This window comes from Rhodococcus sp. JS3073 (assembly GCF_026810085.1).
GTDB lineage: Bacteria > Actinomycetota > Actinomycetes > Mycobacteriales > Mycobacteriaceae > Rhodococcus_F > Rhodococcus_F wratislaviensis.
The window spans coordinates 989,096-1,010,113 of sequence record NZ_CP113951.1 but is presented as its reverse complement, the minus strand read 5'-3'; the positions used below and the strand labels follow the sequence as shown (position 1 = coordinate 1,010,113).

At 67.4% G+C, this 21,018-nt stretch carries 21 protein-coding genes; 16 read left to right on the top strand and 5 right to left on the bottom strand.

From position 1 onward, the window contains the following. Positions 1–36 precede the first annotated feature (36 nt). The 6 genes from mtrA to secA all read left to right on the top strand — a co-directional run bounded on the left by mtrA (position 37) and on the right by secA (position 8,874). The gene (gene mtrA / locus OYT95_RS04885) at positions 37–714 is read left to right on the top strand and encodes an MtrAB system response regulator MtrA (protein ID WP_005240059.1); all 678 of its coding nucleotides are present in this window, start codon (positions 37–39) and stop codon (positions 712–714) included. Further along, positions 711–2,483 carry an MtrAB system histidine kinase MtrB gene (gene mtrB / locus OYT95_RS04880; RefSeq protein ID WP_037245119.1) on the top strand — a complete coding sequence of 591 codons (1,773 nt, stop codon included), beginning with the start codon at positions 711–713 and terminating at the stop codon, positions 2,481–2,483. The genes mtrA and mtrB overlap by 4 nt, the downstream gene beginning before the upstream one ends. After that, positions 2,480–4,273, top strand: coding sequence for an MtrAB system accessory lipoprotein LpqB (gene lpqB, locus OYT95_RS04875; RefSeq protein WP_081792783.1), 1,794 nt, complete (start codon positions 2,480–2,482; stop codon positions 4,271–4,273). The genes mtrB and lpqB overlap by 4 nt, the downstream gene beginning before the upstream one ends. Before the next feature lie 31 nt (positions 4,274–4,304). Next, complete coding sequence (locus OYT95_RS04870; protein ID WP_268790894.1) at positions 4,305–5,003, top strand: ComF family protein; 699 nt, start codon at positions 4,305–4,307, stop codon at positions 5,001–5,003. 171 nt (positions 5,004–5,174) lie between these two features. Then, positions 5,175–5,852 (top strand): ribosome hibernation-promoting factor, HPF/YfiA family, encoded by a 678-nt coding sequence (hpf, locus tag OYT95_RS04865; protein ID WP_037245130.1) that lies wholly within the window; start codon positions 5,175–5,177, stop codon positions 5,850–5,852. A 151-nt stretch (positions 5,853–6,003) separates the two neighbouring features. After that, positions 6,004–8,874, top strand: coding sequence for a preprotein translocase subunit SecA (secA, locus tag OYT95_RS04860; RefSeq protein ID WP_037245132.1), 2,871 nt, complete (start codon positions 6,004–6,006; stop codon positions 8,872–8,874). 16 nt (positions 8,875–8,890) lie between these two features. On the opposite strand, the gene OYT95_RS04855 is transcribed toward secA, so the two are convergent. Then, complete coding sequence (locus OYT95_RS04855; RefSeq protein WP_112299301.1) at positions 8,891–9,418, bottom strand: Rv3235 family protein; 528 nt, start codon at positions 9,416–9,418, stop codon at positions 8,891–8,893. A gap of 104 nt (positions 9,419–9,522) precedes the next feature. Here OYT95_RS04855 and OYT95_RS04850 point away from each other — a divergent pair, with 104 nt between their 5' ends. From OYT95_RS04850 to OYT95_RS04825, 6 genes are all read left to right on the top strand, one after another. Then, positions 9,523–9,960, top strand: coding sequence for an HAD-IA family hydrolase (locus OYT95_RS04850; protein ID WP_037245135.1), 438 nt, complete (start codon positions 9,523–9,525; stop codon positions 9,958–9,960). After that, a complete protein-coding gene (locus OYT95_RS04845; RefSeq protein WP_037245137.1) occupies positions 9,954–11,378 on the top strand; it encodes a WS/DGAT/MGAT family O-acyltransferase in 1,425 nt (474 codons plus the stop codon). The genes OYT95_RS04850 and OYT95_RS04845 overlap by 7 nt, the downstream gene beginning before the upstream one ends. Positions 11,379–11,408: 30 nt before the next feature. Further along, complete coding sequence (locus tag OYT95_RS04840; protein ID WP_009479537.1) at positions 11,409–11,921, top strand: DUF6912 family protein; 513 nt, start codon at positions 11,409–11,411, stop codon at positions 11,919–11,921. Positions 11,922–12,012: 91 nt separating this feature from the next. After that, on the top strand, positions 12,013–13,128 hold the full coding sequence (locus OYT95_RS04835) for a ferredoxin reductase (RefSeq protein WP_037245141.1): 1,116 nt from the start codon (positions 12,013–12,015) through the stop codon (positions 13,126–13,128). A 62-nt stretch (positions 13,129–13,190) separates the two neighbouring features. Then, complete coding sequence (locus tag OYT95_RS04830; RefSeq protein ID WP_009479539.1) at positions 13,191–14,447, top strand: fatty acid desaturase family protein; 1,257 nt, start codon at positions 13,191–13,193, stop codon at positions 14,445–14,447. Positions 14,448–14,559: 112 nt separating this feature from the next. After that, positions 14,560–15,798: a fatty acid desaturase family protein gene (locus tag OYT95_RS04825; protein ID WP_128639015.1), complete on the top strand. Its 1,239-nt coding sequence runs from the start codon at positions 14,560–14,562 to the stop codon at positions 15,796–15,798. Positions 15,799–15,827: 29 nt separating this feature from the next. Here the strand turns inward: OYT95_RS04825 and rsgA are convergent, their stop codons facing one another. Then, positions 15,828–16,868 carry a ribosome small subunit-dependent GTPase A gene (gene rsgA / locus OYT95_RS04820; RefSeq protein ID WP_081792784.1) on the bottom strand — a complete coding sequence of 347 codons (1,041 nt, stop codon included), beginning with the start codon at positions 16,866–16,868 and terminating at the stop codon, positions 15,828–15,830. Beyond that, positions 16,814–18,130, bottom strand: coding sequence for a 3-phosphoshikimate 1-carboxyvinyltransferase (aroA, locus tag OYT95_RS04815; RefSeq protein WP_128639014.1), 1,317 nt, complete (start codon positions 18,128–18,130; stop codon positions 16,814–16,816). The genes rsgA and aroA overlap by 55 nt, the downstream gene beginning before the upstream one ends. 78 nt (positions 18,131–18,208) lie before the next feature. Here aroA and OYT95_RS04810 point away from each other — a divergent pair, with 78 nt between their 5' ends. After that, positions 18,209–18,967 (top strand): SOS response-associated peptidase, encoded by a 759-nt coding sequence (locus OYT95_RS04810; protein ID WP_037245719.1) that lies wholly within the window; start codon positions 18,209–18,211, stop codon positions 18,965–18,967. Here OYT95_RS04810 and ybaK read toward each other — a convergent pair. Further along, positions 18,954–19,448 carry a Cys-tRNA(Pro) deacylase gene (ybaK, locus tag OYT95_RS04805; RefSeq protein WP_112299303.1) on the bottom strand — a complete coding sequence of 165 codons (495 nt, stop codon included), beginning with the start codon at positions 19,446–19,448 and terminating at the stop codon, positions 18,954–18,956. The two genes, OYT95_RS04810 and ybaK, sit on opposite strands and share 14 nt — an antisense overlap. A gap of 98 nt (positions 19,449–19,546) precedes the next feature. Here ybaK and OYT95_RS04800 point away from each other — a divergent pair, with 98 nt between their 5' ends. Both OYT95_RS04800 and rsrA read left to right on the top strand, forming a co-directional pair. Next, positions 19,547–20,284 (top strand): sigma-70 family RNA polymerase sigma factor, encoded by a 738-nt coding sequence (locus tag OYT95_RS04800; RefSeq protein WP_268790892.1) that lies wholly within the window; start codon positions 19,547–19,549, stop codon positions 20,282–20,284. Beyond that, entirely contained in the window at positions 20,281–20,562 is a 282-nt protein-coding gene (gene rsrA, locus OYT95_RS04795) for a mycothiol system anti-sigma-R factor (RefSeq protein ID WP_005240092.1), read from the top strand. Before OYT95_RS04800 ends, rsrA begins: the two co-directional genes overlap by 4 nt. A gap of 70 nt (positions 20,563–20,632) precedes the next feature. Here the strand turns inward: rsrA and OYT95_RS44640 are convergent, their stop codons facing one another. Next, positions 20,633–20,707, bottom strand: a complete 75-nt coding sequence (locus OYT95_RS44640; RefSeq protein WP_022597109.1) for a 50S ribosomal protein bL37 — start codon at positions 20,705–20,707, stop codon at positions 20,633–20,635. Positions 20,708–20,801: 94 nt separating this feature from the next. On the opposite strand from OYT95_RS44640, the gene OYT95_RS04790 reads away from it, so the two are divergent. Further along, positions 20,802–21,017, top strand: a complete 216-nt coding sequence (locus OYT95_RS04790; RefSeq protein WP_005240095.1) for a biotin/lipoyl-binding carrier protein — start codon at positions 20,802–20,804, stop codon at positions 21,015–21,017. Position 21,018 lies beyond the last annotated feature (1 nt).

Sequence of the window (21,018 nt, the reverse complement as noted above, 5' to 3'; positions counted from 1 at the left end):
GGCTGTTACGGCCTCCGAAGATGCAACGATAGGGACATGAAGCCAAGGATTCTGGTTGTCGACGACGACACTGCGCTCGCGGAGATGCTCACGATCGTCCTCCGCGGCGAAGGATTCGATCCGTATGTGGTGGGGGACGGGACCCAGGCGCTCACCGCGGTCCGGGAGACACGCCCGGACCTGGTGCTGCTCGACCTGATGCTGCCCGGCATGAACGGCATCGACGTGTGCCGCGTCCTGCGGGCCGATTCCGGTGTCCCCATCGTGATGCTGACCGCGAAGACGGACACCGTCGACGTGGTCCTCGGATTGGAATCCGGCGCGGACGACTACATCATGAAGCCGTTCAAGCCGAAGGAACTGGTGGCGCGGGTCCGGGCACGGCTTCGCCGGACCGAGGACGAGCCGGCGGAGCTGCTCAGCATCGCCGACATCGTCATCGACGTTCCCGCCCACAAGGTGAGCCGGGGCGAAGAACTGATTTCCCTCACTCCCCTCGAGTTCGACCTCCTGGTGGCTCTGGCGCGCAAGCCGCGACAGGTGTTCACCCGCGAGGTCCTGCTCGAGCAGGTGTGGGGTTACCGACATGCAGCCGACACCCGCCTGGTCAACGTGCACGTTCAGCGTCTGCGGGCCAAGGTCGAGACTGATCCCGAGAATCCCGAAGTGGTTTTGACGGTCAGGGGGGTCGGCTACAAGGCCGGACCGCCGTGACAGGTGTTTCCCGATGGCGGCGTCGTGTCAACCGACGCGTTTCGCCGATCCTTCGGTGGGGTCACTCACTGAGCAATACCCTCGCGCACACGTGGCGTCGATCGCTGCAGCTGAGGGTCGTCGTCTCGACGTTGACGTTGTCGCTCATCGTCATCGTCGTGCTCGGCGTCGTGCTGACGAGTCAGATCACCGATCGTCTGCTCGAAACGAAGATCAACGCGGCGACCGAGGAGATGGACCGTGCCCGCAGCACGGTCGAGGGGCAGCTGGCCGGCGCGGACGACAGTAGTTCGCCCACCACCCAGCTCGACGGCGCCCGGGCGGCGCTGACGAACCGGGAGCCCGACGCCGGTCAGGCGTCGGGGTCGGCGGGAACGTTCGATCCCGTGCTGATCGTGCCCGGTGACGGTCCGCGCGCCCCGACGTCCAGCGGTCCGGCGGACCAGATCCCGGAATCACTGCGGGCGTTCGTCCAGGCCGGTCAGGTGGCCTACCAGTTCGCCACCGTGAACGATCCCGAAGGCTATTCGGGGCCGGCTCTGATAGTCGGGAGCCCGACCGCGTCGGCGATCTCCACGCTCGAGCTGTACCTCGTGTTCCCGCTGGCCAGTGAGGACCGCAGCCTGTCGCTGGTCCGCGGCACGCTACTGGTGGGTGGTGCGGTGCTCGCCGTGCTGCTCGCGGCCATCGCGCTCCTCGTCGCACGGCAGGTGGTTCTGCCCATCCGGTCGGCGTCCCGGATCGCGGTGCGGTTCGCCGACGGCCGGCTGAAGGAACGCATGCCCGTGCGCGGTGAGGACGACATGGCCCGGCTCGCGATGTCGTTCAACGAGATGGCGGAGAGCCTGTCGAAACAGATCACCCAGCTCGAAGAGTTCGGAAACCTTCAGAAGAGATTCACCTCCGACGTGAGCCACGAGCTGCGGACACCGCTGACGACGGTGCGCATGGCGGCCGATCTCATCCACGACGGCAGCGACGATCTCGACCCCGTCCTCCGGCGGTCGTCGGAGTTGCTCGTCGCCGAACTCGACCGGTTCGAGGGGCTGCTGGCCGACCTCCTCGAGATCAGCAGGCACGACGCCGGTGTCGCGGAACTGGCCGCCGAGCAACTGGACGTCCGGATGTGTGCCCGCGCGGCGGTCTCGACGGTCCGTCACCTCGCCCGCGAGAGCGGGACCGAACTGATCGTGGACCTGCCCGATCAGGCAGTTATGGCCGAGGTGGACCCGCGTCGCGTGGAACGCATTCTGCGGAACCTCCTCGCGAATGCGATCGATCACGGAGAAGGCAAACCGGTGCTCCTGCGCCTGCGCGCCGACGACAGCGCTGCGGCGTTCATCGTGCGCGACCAGGGCGTGGGCCTGCGGCCGGGCGAGGAGAAGCTGGTGTTCAACAGGTTCTGGCGGTCCGACCCGTCGCGTGTGCGACGGTCGGGCGGTACCGGCCTCGGACTCGCGATCAGCGTGGAGGACGCGAATCTCCACGACGGGAGGCTCGAGGCGTGGGGCGAACCAGGGCAGGGCGCCTGCTTCCGGCTGACACTGCCGCGGGTGCGGGGCCGGAAGGTCGTGTCGAGCCCGCTGCCGCTGAAGCCGGGAACCGCGAAATACGTTCAGGGGCAGCCCGTCCCGGGTGACACCACGTTGCCGGTGCGCAATGAGAGTCCGGAGACGGCGGCCGACGAGTCTCGCACGGTTCCCCAGAAGCGTGAGCGTGCGCACGTCGGTGACCGAGACGGTTCGCACCTTCCGGAGCGGGACCTGTGATGCCCGGCCGGCGATCCGCCCTTCAGTCGCGGTCGGTGTGCGGTGCGATCGCCCTCGCGGTCCTCGTGACGGTCAGTGGGTGCGCCAGCCTCCCGGATTCCTCCACACCGCAGGCGATCGGCACGATCAATCGTGACTCGCCCGGATCGAGCGTCGCGGCCCCGGCGCCGGGGCGTGAACCCGACCTGCTGCTGCGCGACTTCTTCAAGGCCAGCACCGATCCGTCCGACCGGCACCTCGCCGCCCGCCAATTCCTCACCCCCGGTGTGTCCGGCAGGTGGGACGACGCGGCCAGTGCGACCATCGTCGACAAGGTCGACGTCCTGCCGGAGACACGGTCGGCCGACCAGGCGACGTACACGATCCGCGCCAACAAGGTGGGGCAGCTCGAGCCCGGCGGACTGTACGTGGCGGAGGAGGGCAGTTTCGAGACGAAGATCAGTCTGGAGCTGCAGGGCGGTGAGTGGCGGATCTCCGAGCTCCCCGCAGGCGTGATCCTCGACCGGGCGCAGTTCCTGAACACCTACCAGCGCAAATCGCTGTACTTCCTCGACCCGGCCGGGACGACGGTGGTACCGGATCCGCGCTGGGTGTCGGGCGCCCAGGACCAGATGGCGTCGCAGCTGATCGGGCTGCTGATCGACGGCCCGAAGGCCGCCCTGGCCCCGGCCGTACGCAACGAGCTCGGCGACGGGGTGTCGGTGCGGGGCCCCATCACGAAGGCCGACGGCCGCACCGCGCAGGTGGGGGTGGGGCTCGGCGGGATCCGGATCGACTTCGCCGGCGTGCCGCCGATGGACGCGCAGGCGAAGCAGCTGTTCGCAGCGCAGGTGATCTGGACGCTGGCCAACGCGGAGATCTCGGGTCCCTATGTACTGCTCGCCGACGGCGAGCCCTTCGACGAGCGGTTCCCGAACGGGTGGACCACCGCCGACGTCGCGTCCATGAACCCGTTCGCGACGTCGAGCGCCACCGTGGGGTTGCACGCGCTGCGTGAGGGGTCGATGGTGAGCGTCACCGAAACCGGTGTCACTCCGGTGCCCGGGTACTTCGGTTCGGCCCGCAACATGCGTTCGCTCGCACTGTCCCAGGACGGAAAGCTGGTCGCCGCCGTCGCGGACACCGGGCGTCCCGCGCCGGAACCCGCGAGTTCGCTCATGGTCGGCGCGTACGAGGACGGTGCCGCGTCGGTGCTCGAGGGCGGCGCGATCACCCGCCCGACATGGGCACCCGACAATTCGGCGATCTGGGCAGCGGTCAACGGCAACACCGTCATTCGGGTGTTGCGCGAGCCCGGCACCGGCCGGACGTCGGTGGTCAACGTCGACGCCGGCGCCGTCACCGCGCTCGGTGCCACGATCACCGAGTTGCGGCTGTCCCGCGACGGGGTACGGGCGGCACTGATCGTCGACGGCAAGGTCTATCTCGCCATCGTCACCCAGATGCCGGGTGGTGAGTACGCTTTGACGAATCCCCGTGCGGTCGCGATCGGCCTGGGCAGCCCGGCGCTGTCCCTGGACTGGAGCACGAGCGACACGATCGTCGTCGCGCGCGCCGCCTCGGACATCCCGGTGGTGCAGGTGGCCGTCGACGGCTCGCGGATGGACGCGCTGCCGAGTCGCAACCTGACCGCACCGGTGGTCGCCGTGGACGCGTCGACGACCACGGAGTTCGTCGCCGACTCCCGGGCGGTGTTCCAGTTGAACAACAACGATCCGGCGGGCGACCGGTACTGGCGGGAGGTTCCCGGGTTGACGGGTGTGAAGGCGATCCCGGTCCTGCCGGGCTGAGGCTGTCGGTGCGGTCGCCGATACTGCCCGCATGCGCGCCCTGCCCGGCCTCCGGAGCCTGCTCGACCTGATCCTGCCCGCCGAATGCGGCGGGTGCGGGGTGCCGGGCACTCAGTGGTGTGCCCGCTGCGCCACGGAGTTGGCCGACGATCCCGTGCTGCTCCGGCCCCGCGTCGATCCCGGGGTCGGGGTGTGGGCACTCGGACCGTACTCGGGTGCCCGCCGTCGGGCCGTGATCGCCGCGAAGGAACGCGGGCGGCGTGATCTCGCTGCGCCCCTCGGATCCGCCGTCGCTGGCGCCCTGGGCCGTCTGCAGCAGTGGGGTGAACTCGACCCGCCGAACGTGGCCCCGGTGGTTCTGGTGCCGGCTCCGACGCGTCCCCGGGCCGCCCGTGCACGCGGCGGCGACCCCGTCGCCCGGATCGCCGTCGCCGCGGTGCGAGGCAGACGGGTGTGCCCCGCGCTCGTGATGCGACACGCCGTGCGCGATTCGGTCGGACTGAGCGCAGATCAACGTCGAGTAAACCTCGAGGGTGGCGTCCGGTTGACGCGCAGCGGGGAAGGATTCGCGCGGCTTCTCTCGTCGGGACCGGCTGCACTGCAACGTATCTCGGTGGTACTGCTGGACGACGTGTCGACCACCGGGGCGACCGCCGCCGAGTCGGTCCGGGTGCTGTCGCGAGCAGGTATCCGAGTGAGTGCGGTGGTCGTCGTGGCGGGTGTCAGATGAAATTCTGCCGAACAGTGGCACTCGCGCGCGTTACGTACTAGCGTCGCGGACACACCCGAAAACACAGGTAGGAGGTGGAACTTCGAACCTGGTGCCGGGCGGACCCCCTTCCGGCATTGCTCAAACTCGCCGCCGCCCATCAAGGGGCGGGGCCGTAATCGGGAGGTACGAGTGACGACCCCTTCGCAAGCCTCGGTTTTCGTCGACGACCGCACAACGGATGCACAAGAGAAGACGGATACCCCCAACGCCGAGATCGTCGTCAAGGGACGCAACGTCGAGGTACCCGACCACTTCCGCGTGTACGTCTCCGAGAAGCTGTCGCGCCTCGAGCGCTTCGATCCCTCCATATTCCTGTTCGATGTCGAACTTCACCACGAACCCAATCGACGCCAGAGGAAAAACTGCCAGCGCGTCGAGATCACTGCCCGAGGCAAGGGGCCGGTAGCCCGAGCCGAGGCATGCGCCGACAGCTTCTATGCAGCATTCGAGTCGGTGACCGCCAAGCTCGAGAGCAGGCTCCGCCGCACCAAGGATCGCAAAAAGGTCCACTACGGAGAAAAGACCCCGGTGTCGGTGGCGGAGGCCACCGCCGCACTCGCCGAGGACGACAGTCTCGGCATCAGTCCCGACATCTCCCTGGACGGTCAGGTGTCGGACGAGCACACGCCGGGTCATGTCGTGCGTACCAAGGAACACAAGGCCACGCCGATGACCGTCGACGACGCTTTGTACGAGATGGAGCTGGTGGGACACGATTTCTTCCTGTTCCACGACAAGGAGTCGGACAAGGCGACCGTCGTCTACCGGCGGCACGCGTTCGACTACGGATTGATCCGTCTGGCGTGATGTACTCCCGTTCCGCCTGACGATCCGAGCGGTCGGTCTACTCGTCCGATCGCGGAAGCGCCTACCATGGAATCCGGCCGGGGTTCTCGGACCTCCGGCCGGATTTTGTGTGTCACCCATCCACTGCCGAAGATTGAGGACGAACAAGACTGTGCCGTCGCTGTCGCTATCGAAGCTGCTCCGTGTTGGTGAAGGTCGCATGGTCAAGCGGCTCAAGCACATCGCCGACCACGTTTCCTCGCTGTCGCCCGAGGTCGAAGACCTGACCGACGAGCAACTCCGCGCGAAGACCGAGGAGTTCCGCGCCCGCTACCGCGACGGCGAGACGCTCGACGAGCTGCTGCCCGAGGCGTTCGCCGTCGCCCGCGAGGCGTCCTGGCGGGTCATCGACCAGCGGCACTTCCACGTGCAGATCATGGGCGGCGCCGCCCTCCACTTCGGCAACATCGCCGAGATGAAGACGGGTGAGGGCAAGACCCTGACCTGCGTGTTGCCCGCGTACCTCAACGCGATCGCCGGGGACGGCGTGCACGTCGTCACGGTCAACGACTACCTCGCCAAGCGCGACTCCGAGTGGATGGGCCGCGTCCACCGCTTCCTCGGCCTCGACACCAGCGTGATCCTGTCCGGCATGTCGCCTGCCGAGCGTCGCGCAGCCTATGCGGCCGACATCACATACGGCACCAACAACGAATTCGGGTTCGACTACCTGCGTGACAACATGACGCACTCCCTGGACGATCTCGTCCAGCGCGGTCACAGCTTCGCGGTCGTCGACGAGGTCGACTCCATCCTCATCGACGAGGCCCGGACCCCTCTCATCATCTCCGGCCCCGCCGACGCCTCGAGCAAGTGGTACGCGGAGTTCGCGCGCATCGCGCCGCTGCTCAAGCGTGACGTGCACTACGAGGTCGACATCCGCAAACGCACCATCGGCGTCCACGAGGCCGGCGTCGAGCTCGTCGAGGACCAGCTCGGCATCGACAACCTGTACGAGGCCGCCAACTCGCCGCTCGTGAGCTACCTGAACAACGCCATCAAGGCCAAGGAGCTCTACACGAAGGACAAGGACTACATCGTCCGCGACGGTGAAGTGATCATCGTCGACGAGTTCACCGGCCGCGTCCTCGTCGGCCGCCGGTACAACGAGGGCATGCACCAGGCCATCGAGGCCAAGGAGAAGGTCGAGATCAAGGCCGAGAACCAGACCCTCGCCACGATCACGCTGCAGAACTACTTCCGCCTCTACGACAAGCTGTCGGGCATGACGGGTACGGCCGAGACCGAGGCCGCCGAGCTGCACCAGATCTACAACCTCGGCGTCATCCCGATCCCCACCAACCGGCCGATGGTCCGCGTCGACAACGGCGACCTGATCTACAAGACCGAGGAAGCCAAGTTCGACGCCGTCGTCGACGACGTGGTGGAGCGGCACGAGAAGGGCCAGCCGGTCCTGATCGGCACGACCAGCGTCGAGCGGTCCGAGTACCTGTCGAAGCAGTTCACCAAGCGCGGCGTGGCACACAACGTGCTGAACGCGAAGTTCCACGAGCAGGAAGCCCAGATCATCGCCGAGGCCGGCAGGTCGGGCGCCGTCACCGTGGCGACCAACATGGCCGGTCGTGGTACCGACGTCGTGCTCGGCGGCAACCCCGACATCATCGCGGACATCGCGCTCCGCAAGCAGGGGCTCGACCCCGTTCACACGCCCGACGACTACGAGGCGGCGTGGGACGACGTCCTCGACCAGGTCAAGGCCGAGGTGAAGGCGGACGCGGACAAGGTTCGTGAGGCGGGCGGACTGTACGTCCTCGGCACCGAGCGGCACGAGTCCCGGCGCATCGACAACCAGTTGCGCGGCCGGTCCGGCCGTCAGGGCGATCCGGGTGAGTCGCGGTTCTACCTGTCGCTCGGCGACGAGTTGATGCGACGGTTCAACGGCGCGGCGCTCGAGTCGATCATGACCCGGCTCAACCTGCCCGACGACGTTCCGATCGAGGCGAAGATGGTCTCGAAGGCCATCAAGAGCGCGCAGACGCAGGTCGAGCAGCAGAACTTCGAGATCCGCAAGAACGTCCTCAAGTACGACGAGGTGATGAACCAGCAGCGCACGGTCATCTACAACGAGCGCCGCCAGATCCTCGAAGGCAAGGATATGGAGGGCCAGGTCGAGAAGATGATCACCGACGTGGTCACCGCCTACGTCGACGGCGCCACCGCCGAAGGGTACGTCGAGGACTGGGATCTCGAACAACTGTGGACGGCCCTCAAGACGCTGTACCCGGTCGGCCTCGACTACAAGGAACTGGTCGGCGACAGCGACGACGGTGAGACCAACGACATCACCGCCGAAGAACTGCGTGAGACCCTGCTGAAGGATGCACACGACGCCTACGCCCGGCGCGAGGCCGAGATCGACGGCGTCGCCGGCGAGGGATCGATGCGCGAACTGGAGCGCCGCGTCCTGCTGAGCGTGCTCGACCGCAAGTGGCGCGAACACCTCTACGAGATGGACTACCTCAAGGAAGGCATCGGCCTGCGGGCGATGGCCCAGCGTGATCCGCTCGTCGAGTACCAGCGCGAAGGTTTCGACATGTTCGGCGGCATGCTCGAGGGCCTGAAGGAGGAGTCGGTCGGATTCCTGTTCAACCTTCAGGTCGAGGCGGCCGCCCCGCAGGCGGCACAGGCCCCTGGCGTCAGCGTCACCGCGGCCTCCGCAGCGGCGACGGCGTCGGCCTCGCCCGCCCCGGCCGCGCCGCGGCCACTGCCCACCCAGGAGGCGGCGCAGCAGGCGCAGGGCACGGCGGCACCGTCCGCCCTCCGTGCGAAGGGACTGGACGACGGCGAGCCCCGCGGGCTCACCTACTCCGGGCCTGCCGAGGACGGCAACGCCCAGCTCAGCCGCCGCGGAGCGGCCGAGTCGGACGATACCTCCGACGCCGGAACCCGTCGCCAGCGGCGTGAGGCCGCCCGGTCGCAGTCGAAGGGCAAGAAGGCCCCGCGGACCAAGCGCAAGCGCTGACCGCAGCAGAAGACGATCAGCCGATCACCAGTGAGGTGACGGTCCAGCCCGTGTCGGACTCCTGTTCGACACGGGCCGCGATCACGAAGATCCGCGGTCCTCGGCCGTAGGTGCCGAAGGCCTCGAATGCGCACGGCTCCACCGCACGCAGGTGCACGCGGACGAGCGTCGCGACACCGAGTCGCCGGGCGGGCGACTCCGACAGCGCGAGCGTGCGCACGACGTCGACGAGCGACGGCGTCACCAGCGGCCGCAGTTGCCGTACGTTGCGGCGCCGATCCAGCACTTCGAGGACGAGCCGGAACGCCTGCTCCGTGAACCGCTGGACATCCGGCGACGGAAGAGGCAGAGTTCCCGGCTGCGTCGCGGCGGTGCGTGGCGACGCCCCCGAATGGGGCGACGAGCGGTGCCTGCCGCGCCCGGACGCGTGCCGCCCGCCCGACGGCGCCGCCGCCGAATGCCCAGGCCGAGGTGGCCCGGGAATGTCACCGGCCGCCGGTTCGAAGCGCGGCACCCGTGACAGGAACGTGTAGGACTCACTCATTCTTACCCCCCGGTTTCGGCATGAGACGGCCGTCGTAGCGGTCATACTCGCACGGATCCCGTCGTCGTGTCGCCGAACCGGGGAGCGGACCCTAGGGTGGTGACGTGCGGGGATTGATAGTGGACTTCGGAGGCGTTCTCGCGGGTCCCGGTTCGGACATGGACGGCCTGTCGTCCGTTCTCGCCGGTGCCCGGATCCGTGGGGTGCGGACCGCGATCCTCAGCAACGATCCTGGTGGTCCCGGCGCGCAGTGGCTGCGGGAACTCGGTGACGGCCGGCTGGTCGATCAGGTCGTGCTGTCCGGGGACGTCGGTGTCGCCAAACCCGACCCGCGGATCTACCGGCTGACGGCCGACGCGCTCGGTCTGGCCCCGGGGGACTGTATCTTCGTCGACGACCTGTCGGTCAATGTCCGGGGTGCGGTGGCCGTCGGGATGGTGGGTATCCACCACGTCGACGGCGGCGCCACCGCGGAGGAGATAGCGATACTTCTCGAGGTCGATCGAGACGGGATGCAAGGGGGACAGGCGCCGACATGGTGACGAGACTGACTACGCAGGACGCGTCGTTCTACTTTCTCGAGGCGAGCAGTACGCCGATGCACGTGGGGTCGCTCGCGATCTTCCGCAAGCCGCGAAACGGGTTGTCCTACGAGGAATTACTGAGCCTCGTCGAGGAACGGCTGAGCTTGGTGCCGCGCTACCGGCAGAAGGTGCGGGAGGTGGCGCTGGGGCTGTCGCGGCCGGTGTGGGTGGATGACCAGGACTTCGACATCGAGTACCACGTCCGGCGGTCGGCGCTGCCGAAGCCTGGATCGGACGCCCAGTTGCACGATCTGGTCGCACGGCTCACGTCCCGGCCGCTCGACAACACGCGACCGCTGTGGGAGATGTACCTGGTGGAGGGGTTGTCGAACAACCGCTTCGCCATCTTCACGAAGTCCCATTCCTCGCTGGTCGACGGTGAGACGGCGCTCGAGATCGGTCAGGTGATCCTGGACCCGGCGAAGACCCGGCGGCCCATGGCCGAGGAACTCTGGATGCCGAGCCCGGCCCCCAGTGAGTCCACTCTCATCGCCGGGGCGCTGGCGGAGATGGTGTCGAGGCCGGGCGAAGGGCTGGCGGCGCTGCGGATGACGTTGGGTGACATGGCGTCTGCGCTCGGCGAGACCGTGCGCGCCGTCGGCAAGGTCGCCGCCGTGGTGCGCACCGCTACGCAGGTGGCGCCGGCAAGTCCGCTCAATGCGACCATTTCACGCAATCGGCGCTTCGCGGTGGTCAAGACCGAACTGGGCGACTACCGGAAGATCCGCGCGCAGTACGGGTGCGAGGTCAACGACGTCATCCTCGCCGTCGTGGCGGGCGCGATGCGGTACTGGCTGCTGTCCCGCGGTGAGCCGGTGGCCGAGTCGACCACGGTCCGGGCCATGGTGCCGATGTCCGTGTACGCAACGGATCCCGAGGCCGACGACGAGGCGTCACGCCGCGGCGAGTGGGCGGATCCGCGGAGCATGGTGTCGTCGTTCCTCATCGACCTGCCGGTCGGGGAACCGAATGCCGTGGTGCGGCTGTCGCACGTGGCGCACGCCATGGAGGCGCACGCCAAGCAGAGCCAGCGGGTCACCGCGGAGACCCTGGTGCGTTTGTCGGGATTCGCGCCCGCAACGCTGCACGCGATGAGTGCCCGTGTGGCGAGTAGCTTCTCGCAGCGGATGTTCAATCTGATGATCACCAACGCGCCGGGACCGCAGTTGCCGCTGTATGTCGGGGGAGCGCGGATGCTCGAGATGTATCCGGTGTCGCCCCTGCTGAAAAACCAGACTTTGAGCATCGGCCTGACGTCCTACGACGGCAACGTCTACTACGGTTTGAATGCAGACCGTGACGCCATGGCCGACGTGGACGTGGTGGCGGCGCTGCTGTACGAATCTCTCGAGGAGTTGTTGGATGCCAGCCGGTGAGAAGTCCGCGGTGCGAATGACGGGTGACGCATGACGAGGGTGTACGTTCCCGCGACGATCGAGATCCTTCAGCGGCTCGTCGCCGACCGGGAGTTCGATCCGATGAGCCGTACCGCCTTCGCCGTCACCCCCACGCTCCGCGAGGCGTACTCGTCGGGCGACGACGAAGAACTGGCCGAGGTCGCGATGGCCGAGGCGGCCCGGGCCTCGCTGCGACTGATTGCGGGCCGGGTGGGGGAGAGCGGGAGCGACGGGGTTCGCTTCCGTCGCGCCGTGGTCGCCGCGGACGTGGACGACGTGACGCCGCGACCGGACCTCGACGACGCCGTGGTCCGGTTGCCCGGTCCGGTGACGATCGGCACGGTCGCGTCGGTGCACGTGGATCTCGCGGAGGCGGAGCCGGACATCGAACGGGCCGTGTCGGCGATCGACGAGGCGGATCTCGGGGACCCGGACGCCGAGTTCGTTCTCGGTGACGCGGAGGATCATGTCCTGGCGTGGTACGCCACCCAGGAGCTTCCGTTCCTTCTCGAACTACTCTGACCGGTCCGTCCTCTTACCTCGGGGTAACCTACGGTACCGTAGCTTGGTAACCTACGGTAGCGTAGGTCATGACGGAAAAGGTGGAGGTCGGATGGGTCTGAAGGATTGGATCGAGGCGCCCGCAGCAGCGGTCGTGCCCGCCAAGCGGTCCAAGCTCAATTGGTTGCGGGGTGCGGCGGCACGGCTCACGACGCCATTGCTGCCCGACGACTACCTGCACCTGGCCAACCCGCTGTGGTCGGCTCGCGAACTGCGCGGACAGATCGTGGAGGTGCGCGCGGAGACGGCGGACTCGGCCACGATCGTCATCAAGCCGGGCTGGGGATTCGACTTCGACTACGAGCCCGGCCAGTACATCGGCATCGGTCTGCACATCGACGGTCGCTGGCACTGGCGCTCGTACTCCCTCACGTCGCCGCCGAACTGGGACGACAAGCTCATCTCCATCGCCGTCAAGGCGATGCCCGAGGGATTCCTGTCGAGTCACCTCGTCAACGGCGTGCCCTCGGGAACGATCGTGCGGCTCGCGACGCCCACGGGCAACTTCGCGCTGCCCGATCCGCCGCCGGAGCGGATCCTGTTCCTCACCGCGGGCAGCGGCATCACACCCGTCATGGCGATGCTGCGCACGATGAACCGGCGCGGTCAGCTCCCCGACGTCTTCCACGTCCATTCGGCCCCCACCGACGCCGACGTGATGTTCGCCGACGAGCTCACCCGGCTCCACGAGGAGCACGACGACTTCCGGTGCAAGATCCAGCTCACCCGCAGCCAGGGCAAGTTCGCGTTGTCCTCGCTCGACGAGGTGTGTCCCGATTGGCGTGAACGGCAGACGTGGGCCTGCGGGCCGCTGCCGATGCTCGACGAGATCGAGACGTTGTGGCGCGACGAGGGCATCGAGGGCAAGTTGCACCTCGAACGGTTCGCCGTCTCCCGCGCGGACACGTCCGGCGAGGGCGGGACCGTCACGTTCGCCAAGGCCGACAAGACCGTGTCGATCGACGGTGCCACCACTCTCCTCGAGGCCGGTGAGCAGGTCGGGGCACTGATGCCGTTCGGCTGCCGGATGGGTATCTGCCAGACCTGTGTCGTGCCGATTCTCGCCGGGCATGCGATCGACCTGAGGTCGGGCAAGCAGCACGCCGAAGGTGACCGAGTCCAGACTTGTATCTCCGCGGCGGCAGGGGACTGCACGCTCGACGCGTGAGCGTGAGCGTGTTGTTCACCTGACTCCGCTATTCTCGGACTCTCACCAGACGGAGGAGCACGGTGGCGATCACCGACATCAAAGAGTTCGCGCATCTGACCGAAGCGGACATCGAATCGCTCGGGCGTGAGTTGGATGCGATCCGGCTCGACGTGGAGGATTCGCGGGGCGTTCGCGACGCCCGCTACATCCGCCGGGCCATCAGGGCGCAACGGCTGTTGGAGCTCGGTGGCCGGCTTGCGTTGTTCGGAAGCCGCTACCGCCCGGCCTGGCTCGCGGGCACCGCGATGCTCTCCCTCTCGAAGATCATCGAGAACATGGAACTCGGCCACAACGTGATGCACGGCCAGTGGGACTGGATGAACGATCCGGAGATCCACTCCATGTCGTGGGAGTGGGATCAGACGGGCCCCTCGGAGCATTGGAAGCGGGCGCACAACTACTCCCACCACACGTTCACCAACATTGTGGGAATGGATTCCGATGTGGGGTTCGGCATCCTCAGGATGACCCGCGACGAGGAGTGGCGGCCGATCAATCTGCTGCAGCCCTTCGCCAACATCATCCTGGCCGCTACGTTCGAGTGGGGGATCGCGCTCCACGACCTCACGTTCGCCGCCGAGCTGGAGGGTGCGGAGAAGGGTCAGCTCAATTCCCAGGCCAACAAGGATTTCGGGCGCAAGATCTTCCGCCAGGTCGGCAAGGACTTCCTCCTGTTCCCGGTGCTCGCGGGGCCGGCGTGGAAGTCGACGCTGACGGCCAACGCCACCGCCAACCTCGTGCGGAATCTGTGGGCCTATGTGGTGATCTTCTGCGGGCACTTCCCAGACGGTGCCGAGAAGTTCACGGTGGACGAGTACGAGAACGAGACCCGGCACGAGTGGTACCTCCGCCAGATGCTCGGCAGCGCGAATTTCGACTCCGGCAAGATCATGGGCTTCATGAGCGGGAACCTCAGCTACCAGATCGAGCATCACCTGTTCCCGGACCTGCCGAGCAACCGGTACCCGGAGATCGCCGTGAAGGTGCGGGCGCTGTGCGAGAAGTACGACCTGCCGTACACCACGGGTTCGCTCGCCAAGCAGTACCTGCTGGCTCTGCGCACGATCCACAAGCTCGCCCTGCCCGACCGGTTCCTGCGGGCGACGGCGGACGACGCGCCGGAGACGTCCTCGGAACGCAAGTTCCGCGACGCCCGTGATGCGGGTGCCGCGATGGTCGAGACGTTGCGCACGGATCCCGTCACGGGGCAGCGGCGGGGTCTGTTGTCGGCGTTGCGCGCCCGCGCGGAGGCCAAGATTCCCCGACGTCGACGGTGATTTCACTCACACCTACACTCAGGTAACCTACGGTGTCGTAACTTACGGTACGGTAGGTCGAGTCAGCGCCTTTCGGGTGCGAACTGTCGACCCAGCCAGGAGGAGGTCCCCCATGGCGATTGCAGACGTCAAGGAATACGCACATCTCACCGAAGCCGACATCGAGTCGCTCGGACGCGAGCTCGATGCGATCCGGCGCGATATCGAAGAGTCCCGCGGGGAGCGTGACGCGCGGTACGTGCGAAACACGATCAGACTGCAGCGTTCCCTCGAAATCGGTGGCCGAGCCATCCTCTTCGCGAGCAAGCGGCGTCCCGCCTGGCTGGCGGGCACAGCCATGCTGTCCCTCTCGAAGATCATCGAGAACATGGAACTCGGCCACAACGTCATGCACGGCCAGTGGGACTGGATGAACGATCCCGAGATCCACTCCACCTCGTGGGAGTGGGACGTGACGGGACCGTCCGCTCACTGGAAGCAGACGCACAACTACATTCACCACAAGTACACCAACGTCCTCGGCATGGACGACGACGTGGGATACGGACTGCTGCGCGTCACGCGCGACCAGCGGTGGAAGCCGTTCAACACCGGCAATCTCCTGTACAACACGCTGCTCGCGCTGTTCTTCGAGTACGGAATCGCGGCGCAGCATCTCGAACTCGGCAAGGTCGCCAAGGGGCGCGTGCCGAGCGAGGAGACCCAGCGCAAGCTCCGCGAGGTCGGTGAGAAGGTCGGCAAGCAGATCCTCAAGGATTACGTAATCCACCCCGCGGTCACGGGTCCGGCGTGGAAGAGCACACTCACCGCCAACATCGCCGCGAACATGATCCGCAACGTGTGGACCAACGCGATCATCTTCTGCGGGCACTTCCCGGACGGCGCCGAGAAATTCACCAAGGCGGACATCGACAAGGAAACGCCGGCCCAGTGGTACCTGCGGCAGATGCTCGGTAGCGCGAACATCGAGGGTGGCAAGCTCATGGACTTCATGTCCGGCAACCTCAGCTACCAGATCGAGCACCACCTGTTCCCCGACCTGCCCAGCAACCGCTACGCGGAGATCGCCGTGCGGGTGCGGGAACTGTGCGACAAGTACGACCTGCCGTACACGACCGGGCCCTTCCTCGTGCAGTACGCGAAGTCGTGGCGCACCATCGCCAAGCTGTCGTTGCCGAACAAGTACCTCAAGGCGACCGCGGATGACGCGCCGGAGACGGCGTCGGAGCGCAAGTTCGGTGGAAACACCACGGCGACAATCGATCCCGTGACCGGCCGCCGTCAGGGGCTGAGTACCGCGATCAAGCGCACCCGCAAGCGCCGCGGTCTGCGCGCGCTGCTGTCCCGCTAGAAAGTTCCGCTACAGACGCGGTTCGTCCCTCACCAGGCTTCGTTGGACGCGATGGCCGTGAGGAGGTGACGGACCGCGTCGACGCGTTTGGCGGCCTTGCCCTCCAGTAGGTCGAGCGCGCATTCCGGGTCCGCGGGCGGGCCGAGGTGGGTACATCCTCTCGGACAGTCCTCGATGGCGGCGGCCAGATCGGAGAACGCGGCCACCACGTTCTCCGGGGAGATGTGGGCAAGTCCGAACGACCGGATACCGGGAGTGTCGATCGCCCAACCGCCCGTCGGAAGCGGCAGCGCGACCGACTGCGTGGAGGTGTGCCGGCCCTTGCCGACGCCGGAGACCACGCCGACGGCCCGGTCGGCGTCGGGCACGAGACGGTTGACGAGAGTCGACTTCCCGACCCCCGAATGGCCGATCAGCGCGGTGAGGCGGCCCGACAGCATCGACAGGACCTCGTCGACCGGATCGTCGCGACCGGCCACGACGACGGGGACATCGAGGTCCGCGAACGCGCTCGCGAACTCCTCGGGCGGCTCGAGATCGCTCTTCGTCAGGCACACGATGGGACTCAACCCGCCCGCATACGCGGCGACGAGCGCACGTTCGACGAATCCCGTCCGCGGCGGCGGGTCCGCCAGCGCCACCACGATCAGCAGCTGCTGGGCGTTGGCCACGACGATCCGCTCGTACGGATCGGTGTCGTCGGCGGTGCGTCGCAACACCGTGGAGCGCTCGGCCACCCGCACGATCCGCGCCAGGGTGTCGGGCTTGCCGGACAGATCGCCGACCACACTCACCTCGTCGCCGACCACGATGGGGGTGCGGCCCAGTTCCCGGGCGCGCATGGTGACGAGGGGGCGGTCGGGGTCGCCGCCCAGCACGCAACCCCACCGGCCGCGGTCGACCGAGACGACCATCGCCGACTCCGCCGCGAGGTGCTCCGGCCGGGTCTTCGTGCGCGGGCGCGTTCCTCGGCCCGGGCGCACCCGGACGTCGGACTCGTCGTACTGCCTGCGACTCAGAAGCTCGCCTTCCGCTCGGTGCCCGCACCGGCGGACAGCATTGTGGCCCACAGGTTCTCGAAACCGGGCAGGGTCTTCGCCGTGGTGCCGACGTCCTCGATCCGGATGCCGTCGACGCGCAGCCCGACGATGGCGCCCGCGGTCGCCATCCGGTGGTCGGCGTAGGAGCGCCACGTCCCACCGTGCAGGTCTGCCGGGACGATCGTGAGGCCGTCCTCGGTCTCGGTGACGTTCCCGCCCAGCGAGTTGATCTCGTGCGCGAGTGCGGCCAGCCGGTCGGTCTCGTGGCCGCGCAGATGCGCGATGCCCCGCAGGTGCGACGGACCGTGTGCGAGTGCGGCGAGCGCTGCGACGGTCGGGGTGAGTTCGCCCACGTCGTGCAGGTCGATGTCGATGCCGTTCAGCTGCTGCGGACCGCGGACCGTGAGGTTCGCGCCGTCCAGCCGGACGTCAGCGCCCATCGCCAGCAGAATGTCGCGGATTGCGTCTCCGGGTTGCGTCGTCCTGCTCGGCCACAGGGGAACCGTCACCTCACCGCCGGTGACGGCGGCGGCGGCCAGGAAGGCGGTGGCATTCGACAGGTCGGGCTCGATCGCCCGGTCGACGGCCCGGACGACACCGGGGCTCACCCGCCACGTGTCGGCCTCCCCGCCCGTCGCCGGGGTGGAGACCTCGACACCCGACTCCCGCAGCATCTCGACGGTCATGTCGATGTGCGGCATGGACGGCACCGTCTTGCCGTCGTGATGCACCGTGACGCCCTCGTCGAAAGCGGCCGCCGACAGCAGCAGCCCGGAGACGAACTGTGACGAGCCGGACGCGTCGATCGTGACCCGTCCACCGCGCAGCGAACCCCCACCGCGAACCGTGAACGGGAGGGAGTCGCCGTCGATGTCCGCGCCGAGACCGCGCAGCGCGTCCAGGATCGTGTCGAGGGGCCGGGTGCGCGCCTGCTCGTCCCCGTCGAAGTGAACCGTTCCGCTCGCGAGCGCGGCGACCGGGGGAAGGAACCGCATGACGGTGCCCGCCAGGCCGCAGTCGACCGCACCACCATGGAGAGGACCGGGGGTGACCCGCAGCGTCGTGTCGGCGCCGGCCGTCTCGATGCCAATGCCGAGCGTGCGGAGCGCGCCGATCATGAGGTCGGTGTCCCGGCTGCGCAATGCCCCGGTGAGGGTGGACGGACCGTCCGCGAGTGCGGCGAGGATCAGCGCGCGATTGGTGATCGACTTCGATCCGGGGAGGGCGACCGTCGCGACGACGGGCGCTTCGGCACGGGGGGCGTTCCACAGGCTCAGGCTCACGGTCTCCATCTTCGCCTATCGGGCGTGTCGCCGGGCGGGGTGGGCGGTGTGTCGCGGGTGTCGGTGGTTCGTGCCACTCTGGTGGGCATGTGCGGCAGGTATGCGACCACTGCGAATCCGGCGACACTCGCGGCCGACCTCGATGCGATCGACGAGGCGGGCGAGGAGGAGAGCCCGCCCGACTACAACGTGGCGCCCACCACACAGGTCCTGACGGTGGTCGACCGTCACGACGCCCGGCGGATCCGGCGGATGCGGTGGGGGCTCGTGCCGTCCTGGACGAAGGAGCTCGGCAAGGGGCCGGTGCTGTTCAACGCGCGAGCGGATTCGGTCGACACCAAACCGGCCTTCCGGAACGCGTTCAAGTACAAGCGCTGCCTCGTTCCGATGGACGGCTGGTACGAGTGGCAGACCGAGGTCGATGCGGCAGCAGCCGGGAAGAAGCCCGGCAAGGCGAAGAAGATCCCGTACTACATGTCGCCGGAGGACGGCTCCCGCCTGTACATGGCCGGGCTGTGGTCGGTCTGGCACGATCCCGCGGTCGAGGACTCACCGCCGGTCCTGAGCTGCAGCATCATCACGGTCGACTCGGCCGCCCAGCTCGAGAACGTCCACGACCGGATGCCGCTCGTGATGCCCCGCGACCGCTGGACCGCGTGGCTCGATCCCGAGCACCCCGCGTCGACGGATCTGCTCGCGGTGTCACCCGACGCGATCGCCGACATCACCGTCCGGCGGGTGTCCACGCTGGTGAACAGTGTGAAGAACAACGGACCGGAACTCCTCGACCCCGACGCGGCCGGTCGTGACGAAGAGCAGGTGGGGGAGCAGATCAGCCTGCTGTGACCGAGGCGGTGACGGCTCCGCTGAGCCGCACCAGGTCGGCGGGCGCGAGTTCGATCTCGAGTCCGCGCCTGCCGGCGCTGCACAGCACCCGGTCCCAGTCGAGCGCCGACGCGTCGACGACCGTCGCGAGCGCCTTGCGCTGTCCGAGCGGTGAGATGCCCCCGAAGACGTACCCGGTGGAGCGTTCCGCGTCGGTGCGTTCCGCCATCACCGCCTTGCCCGCGCCCAGCGCCGCGGCCGCCGCCTTCAGCGACAGCTTCTCCGGCACCGGCAGGACCGCGACCGCCAGCTTGCCGGTGTCGAGCTTGATCACCAGCGTCTTGAACACCTGGTGTGCGGTGACGCCGACCGTCTCGCCCAGGGCGTCGACGGCCTCCGAACCGTACGATTCCGCCCGCGCATCGTGCGCGTAGCTGTGCACGGTGTGGTCGATGCGATGTTTGACGAGCAGCTTCGTCGCGGGAGTGGCAGTTCCGGCCATGGACAGACACTCTGCCACGCGGTCGGGAACACAGCGGACGGGAGGCGTGTTGGTACCTGCAGAAGAACAGTGCATCGAAGGGAGTGGTCCGTATCGTGATGTCCTCGGTGAGGGAGCCCACGTCGCGTCTGCAGTTGGCGGTAACGTTGACGCCCACGGCGACCGAAGGGATCAGCGTGCAGGAACATGACCGTCCGACGGCAGACCAGGCCGAACCACAGGACGAGTTGATCGCGCGTTTCGAAAGGGATGCGCTCCCACTTCTGGATCAGCTGTACGGTGCTGCTCTGAGGATGACCAGGAACCCGGCGGACGCCGAGGACCTCGTGCAGGAAACGTACGTGAAGGCCTACACGGCGTTCCGTTCGTTCCGTGAGGGCACCAACCTCAAGGCGTGGCTGTACCGGATTCTCACGAATACGTACATCAACTCGTACCGCAAGAAGCAGCGCCAGCCCGCGCAGTACCCCACCGACGAGATCACCGACTGGCAGCTCGCGGCGACGGCGGAACATTCGTCGACCGGTCTGCGGTCCGCCGAGGTGGAGGCGCTGGACGCGCTCCCCGACGACGACATCAAGGAAGCGCTCCAGGCCCTGCCGGAGGAGTTCCGGATGGCCGTGTACTACGCCGACGTCGAGGGCTTCCCCTACAAGGAGATCGCCGAGATCATGGGCACCCCGATCGGGACCGTGATGTCGCGGCTGCACCGCGGGCGCAAGCAGCTCCGGGGTCTGCTCGCCGATGTCGCACGCGAACGTGGATTCAACCGTGGGGGCACCGACGAGGTGCCCGGCGACAGTGTAGTGAGTGCGGAGCAGGAGGTTTCTCGGTGAGCGAGCAGGACGAATTCGAGCAGCTCGACTGCTCCGCCGTCATCGCAGACGTCTGGCTGATGCTGGACCGTGAATGCGACGAGGCGTCGAGGGCGCGGCTGCAGAGACATCTCGACGAGTGCGGGTCGTGCCTCGAGGCGTACGGGATCGAGGAGAAGGTGAAGAGCCTCGTGAACCGCAAGTGCGGCGGTGAGCACGCGCCGGAAAGCCTGCGTCAGCGGCTCTCCATCGAGTTGCGGCGGACGATCCTCATCACCAATACGGAACCCGACGCATAATCCGTCAGAACAGCAATCAGGGGCCGGAAAGCATCGCTGCTTTCCGGCCCCTGGTGCGTTCTACGGCGCGTCAGGCGTTGGGACGCTTGCCGTGGTTTGCGGCGTTGCCCTTGCGACTGCGCTTCTTACGACCACGCTTACCCATGAGTAGATCTCCCTTCTTTTCACCACAGTCTTCCACGTGTGGTTGGGTGTCCTTGCAACAGGGCTTTCTCGACACCCGGGAGTGAAGGATCACAATGGCAGAAGACGTGCGCGCCGAAATGGTTTCGACGGTGTATCAGGTTGTGGTGAGCGCGGGTGACGAGGTGAAGGAAGGCGACACGCTCGTCATCCTCGAGTCGATGAAGATGGAGATTCCCGTCATCGCCGAAGAGCCAGGCACGGTCACGTCCGTGGACGTCAAGGTCGGCGACGTGATCCAGCAGGGCGACCTGATCGCAGTCATCTCCTGAG

Bases quoted from the DNA above. Each gene is read 5' to 3' on its own strand.
- OYT95_RS04800 (WP_268790892.1), top strand. From the start codon at position 19,547: ATGTCCTCGGTGAGGGAGCCCACGTCGCGTCTGCAGTTGGCGGTAACG.
- OYT95_RS04825 (WP_128639015.1), top strand. From the start codon at position 14,560: ATGGCGATTGCAGACGTCAAGGAATACGCACATCTCACCGAAGCCGAC.
- OYT95_RS04790 (WP_005240095.1), top strand. From the start codon at position 20,802: ATGGCAGAAGACGTGCGCGCCGAAATGGTTTCGACGGTGTATCAGGTT.
- OYT95_RS04855 (WP_112299301.1), bottom strand. From the start codon at position 9,418: ATGAGTGAGTCCTACACGTTCCTGTCACGGGTGCCGCGCTTCGAACCG.
- OYT95_RS04845 (WP_037245137.1), top strand. From the start codon at position 9,954: ATGGTGACGAGACTGACTACGCAGGACGCGTCGTTCTACTTTCTCGAG.
- OYT95_RS04835 (WP_037245141.1), top strand. From the start codon at position 12,013: ATGGGTCTGAAGGATTGGATCGAGGCGCCCGCAGCAGCGGTCGTGCCC.
- OYT95_RS04810 (WP_037245719.1), top strand. From the start codon at position 18,209: ATGTGCGGCAGGTATGCGACCACTGCGAATCCGGCGACACTCGCGGCC.
- OYT95_RS04870 (WP_268790894.1), top strand. From the start codon at position 4,305: ATGCGCGCCCTGCCCGGCCTCCGGAGCCTGCTCGACCTGATCCTGCCC.
- OYT95_RS04840 (WP_009479537.1), top strand. From the start codon at position 11,409: ATGACGAGGGTGTACGTTCCCGCGACGATCGAGATCCTTCAGCGGCTC.
- aroA (WP_128639014.1), bottom strand. From the start codon at position 18,130: ATGGAGACCGTGAGCCTGAGCCTGTGGAACGCCCCCCGTGCCGAAGCG.
- ybaK (WP_112299303.1), bottom strand. From the start codon at position 19,448: ATGGCCGGAACTGCCACTCCCGCGACGAAGCTGCTCGTCAAACATCGC.
- mtrA (WP_005240059.1), top strand. From the start codon at position 37: ATGAAGCCAAGGATTCTGGTTGTCGACGACGACACTGCGCTCGCGGAG.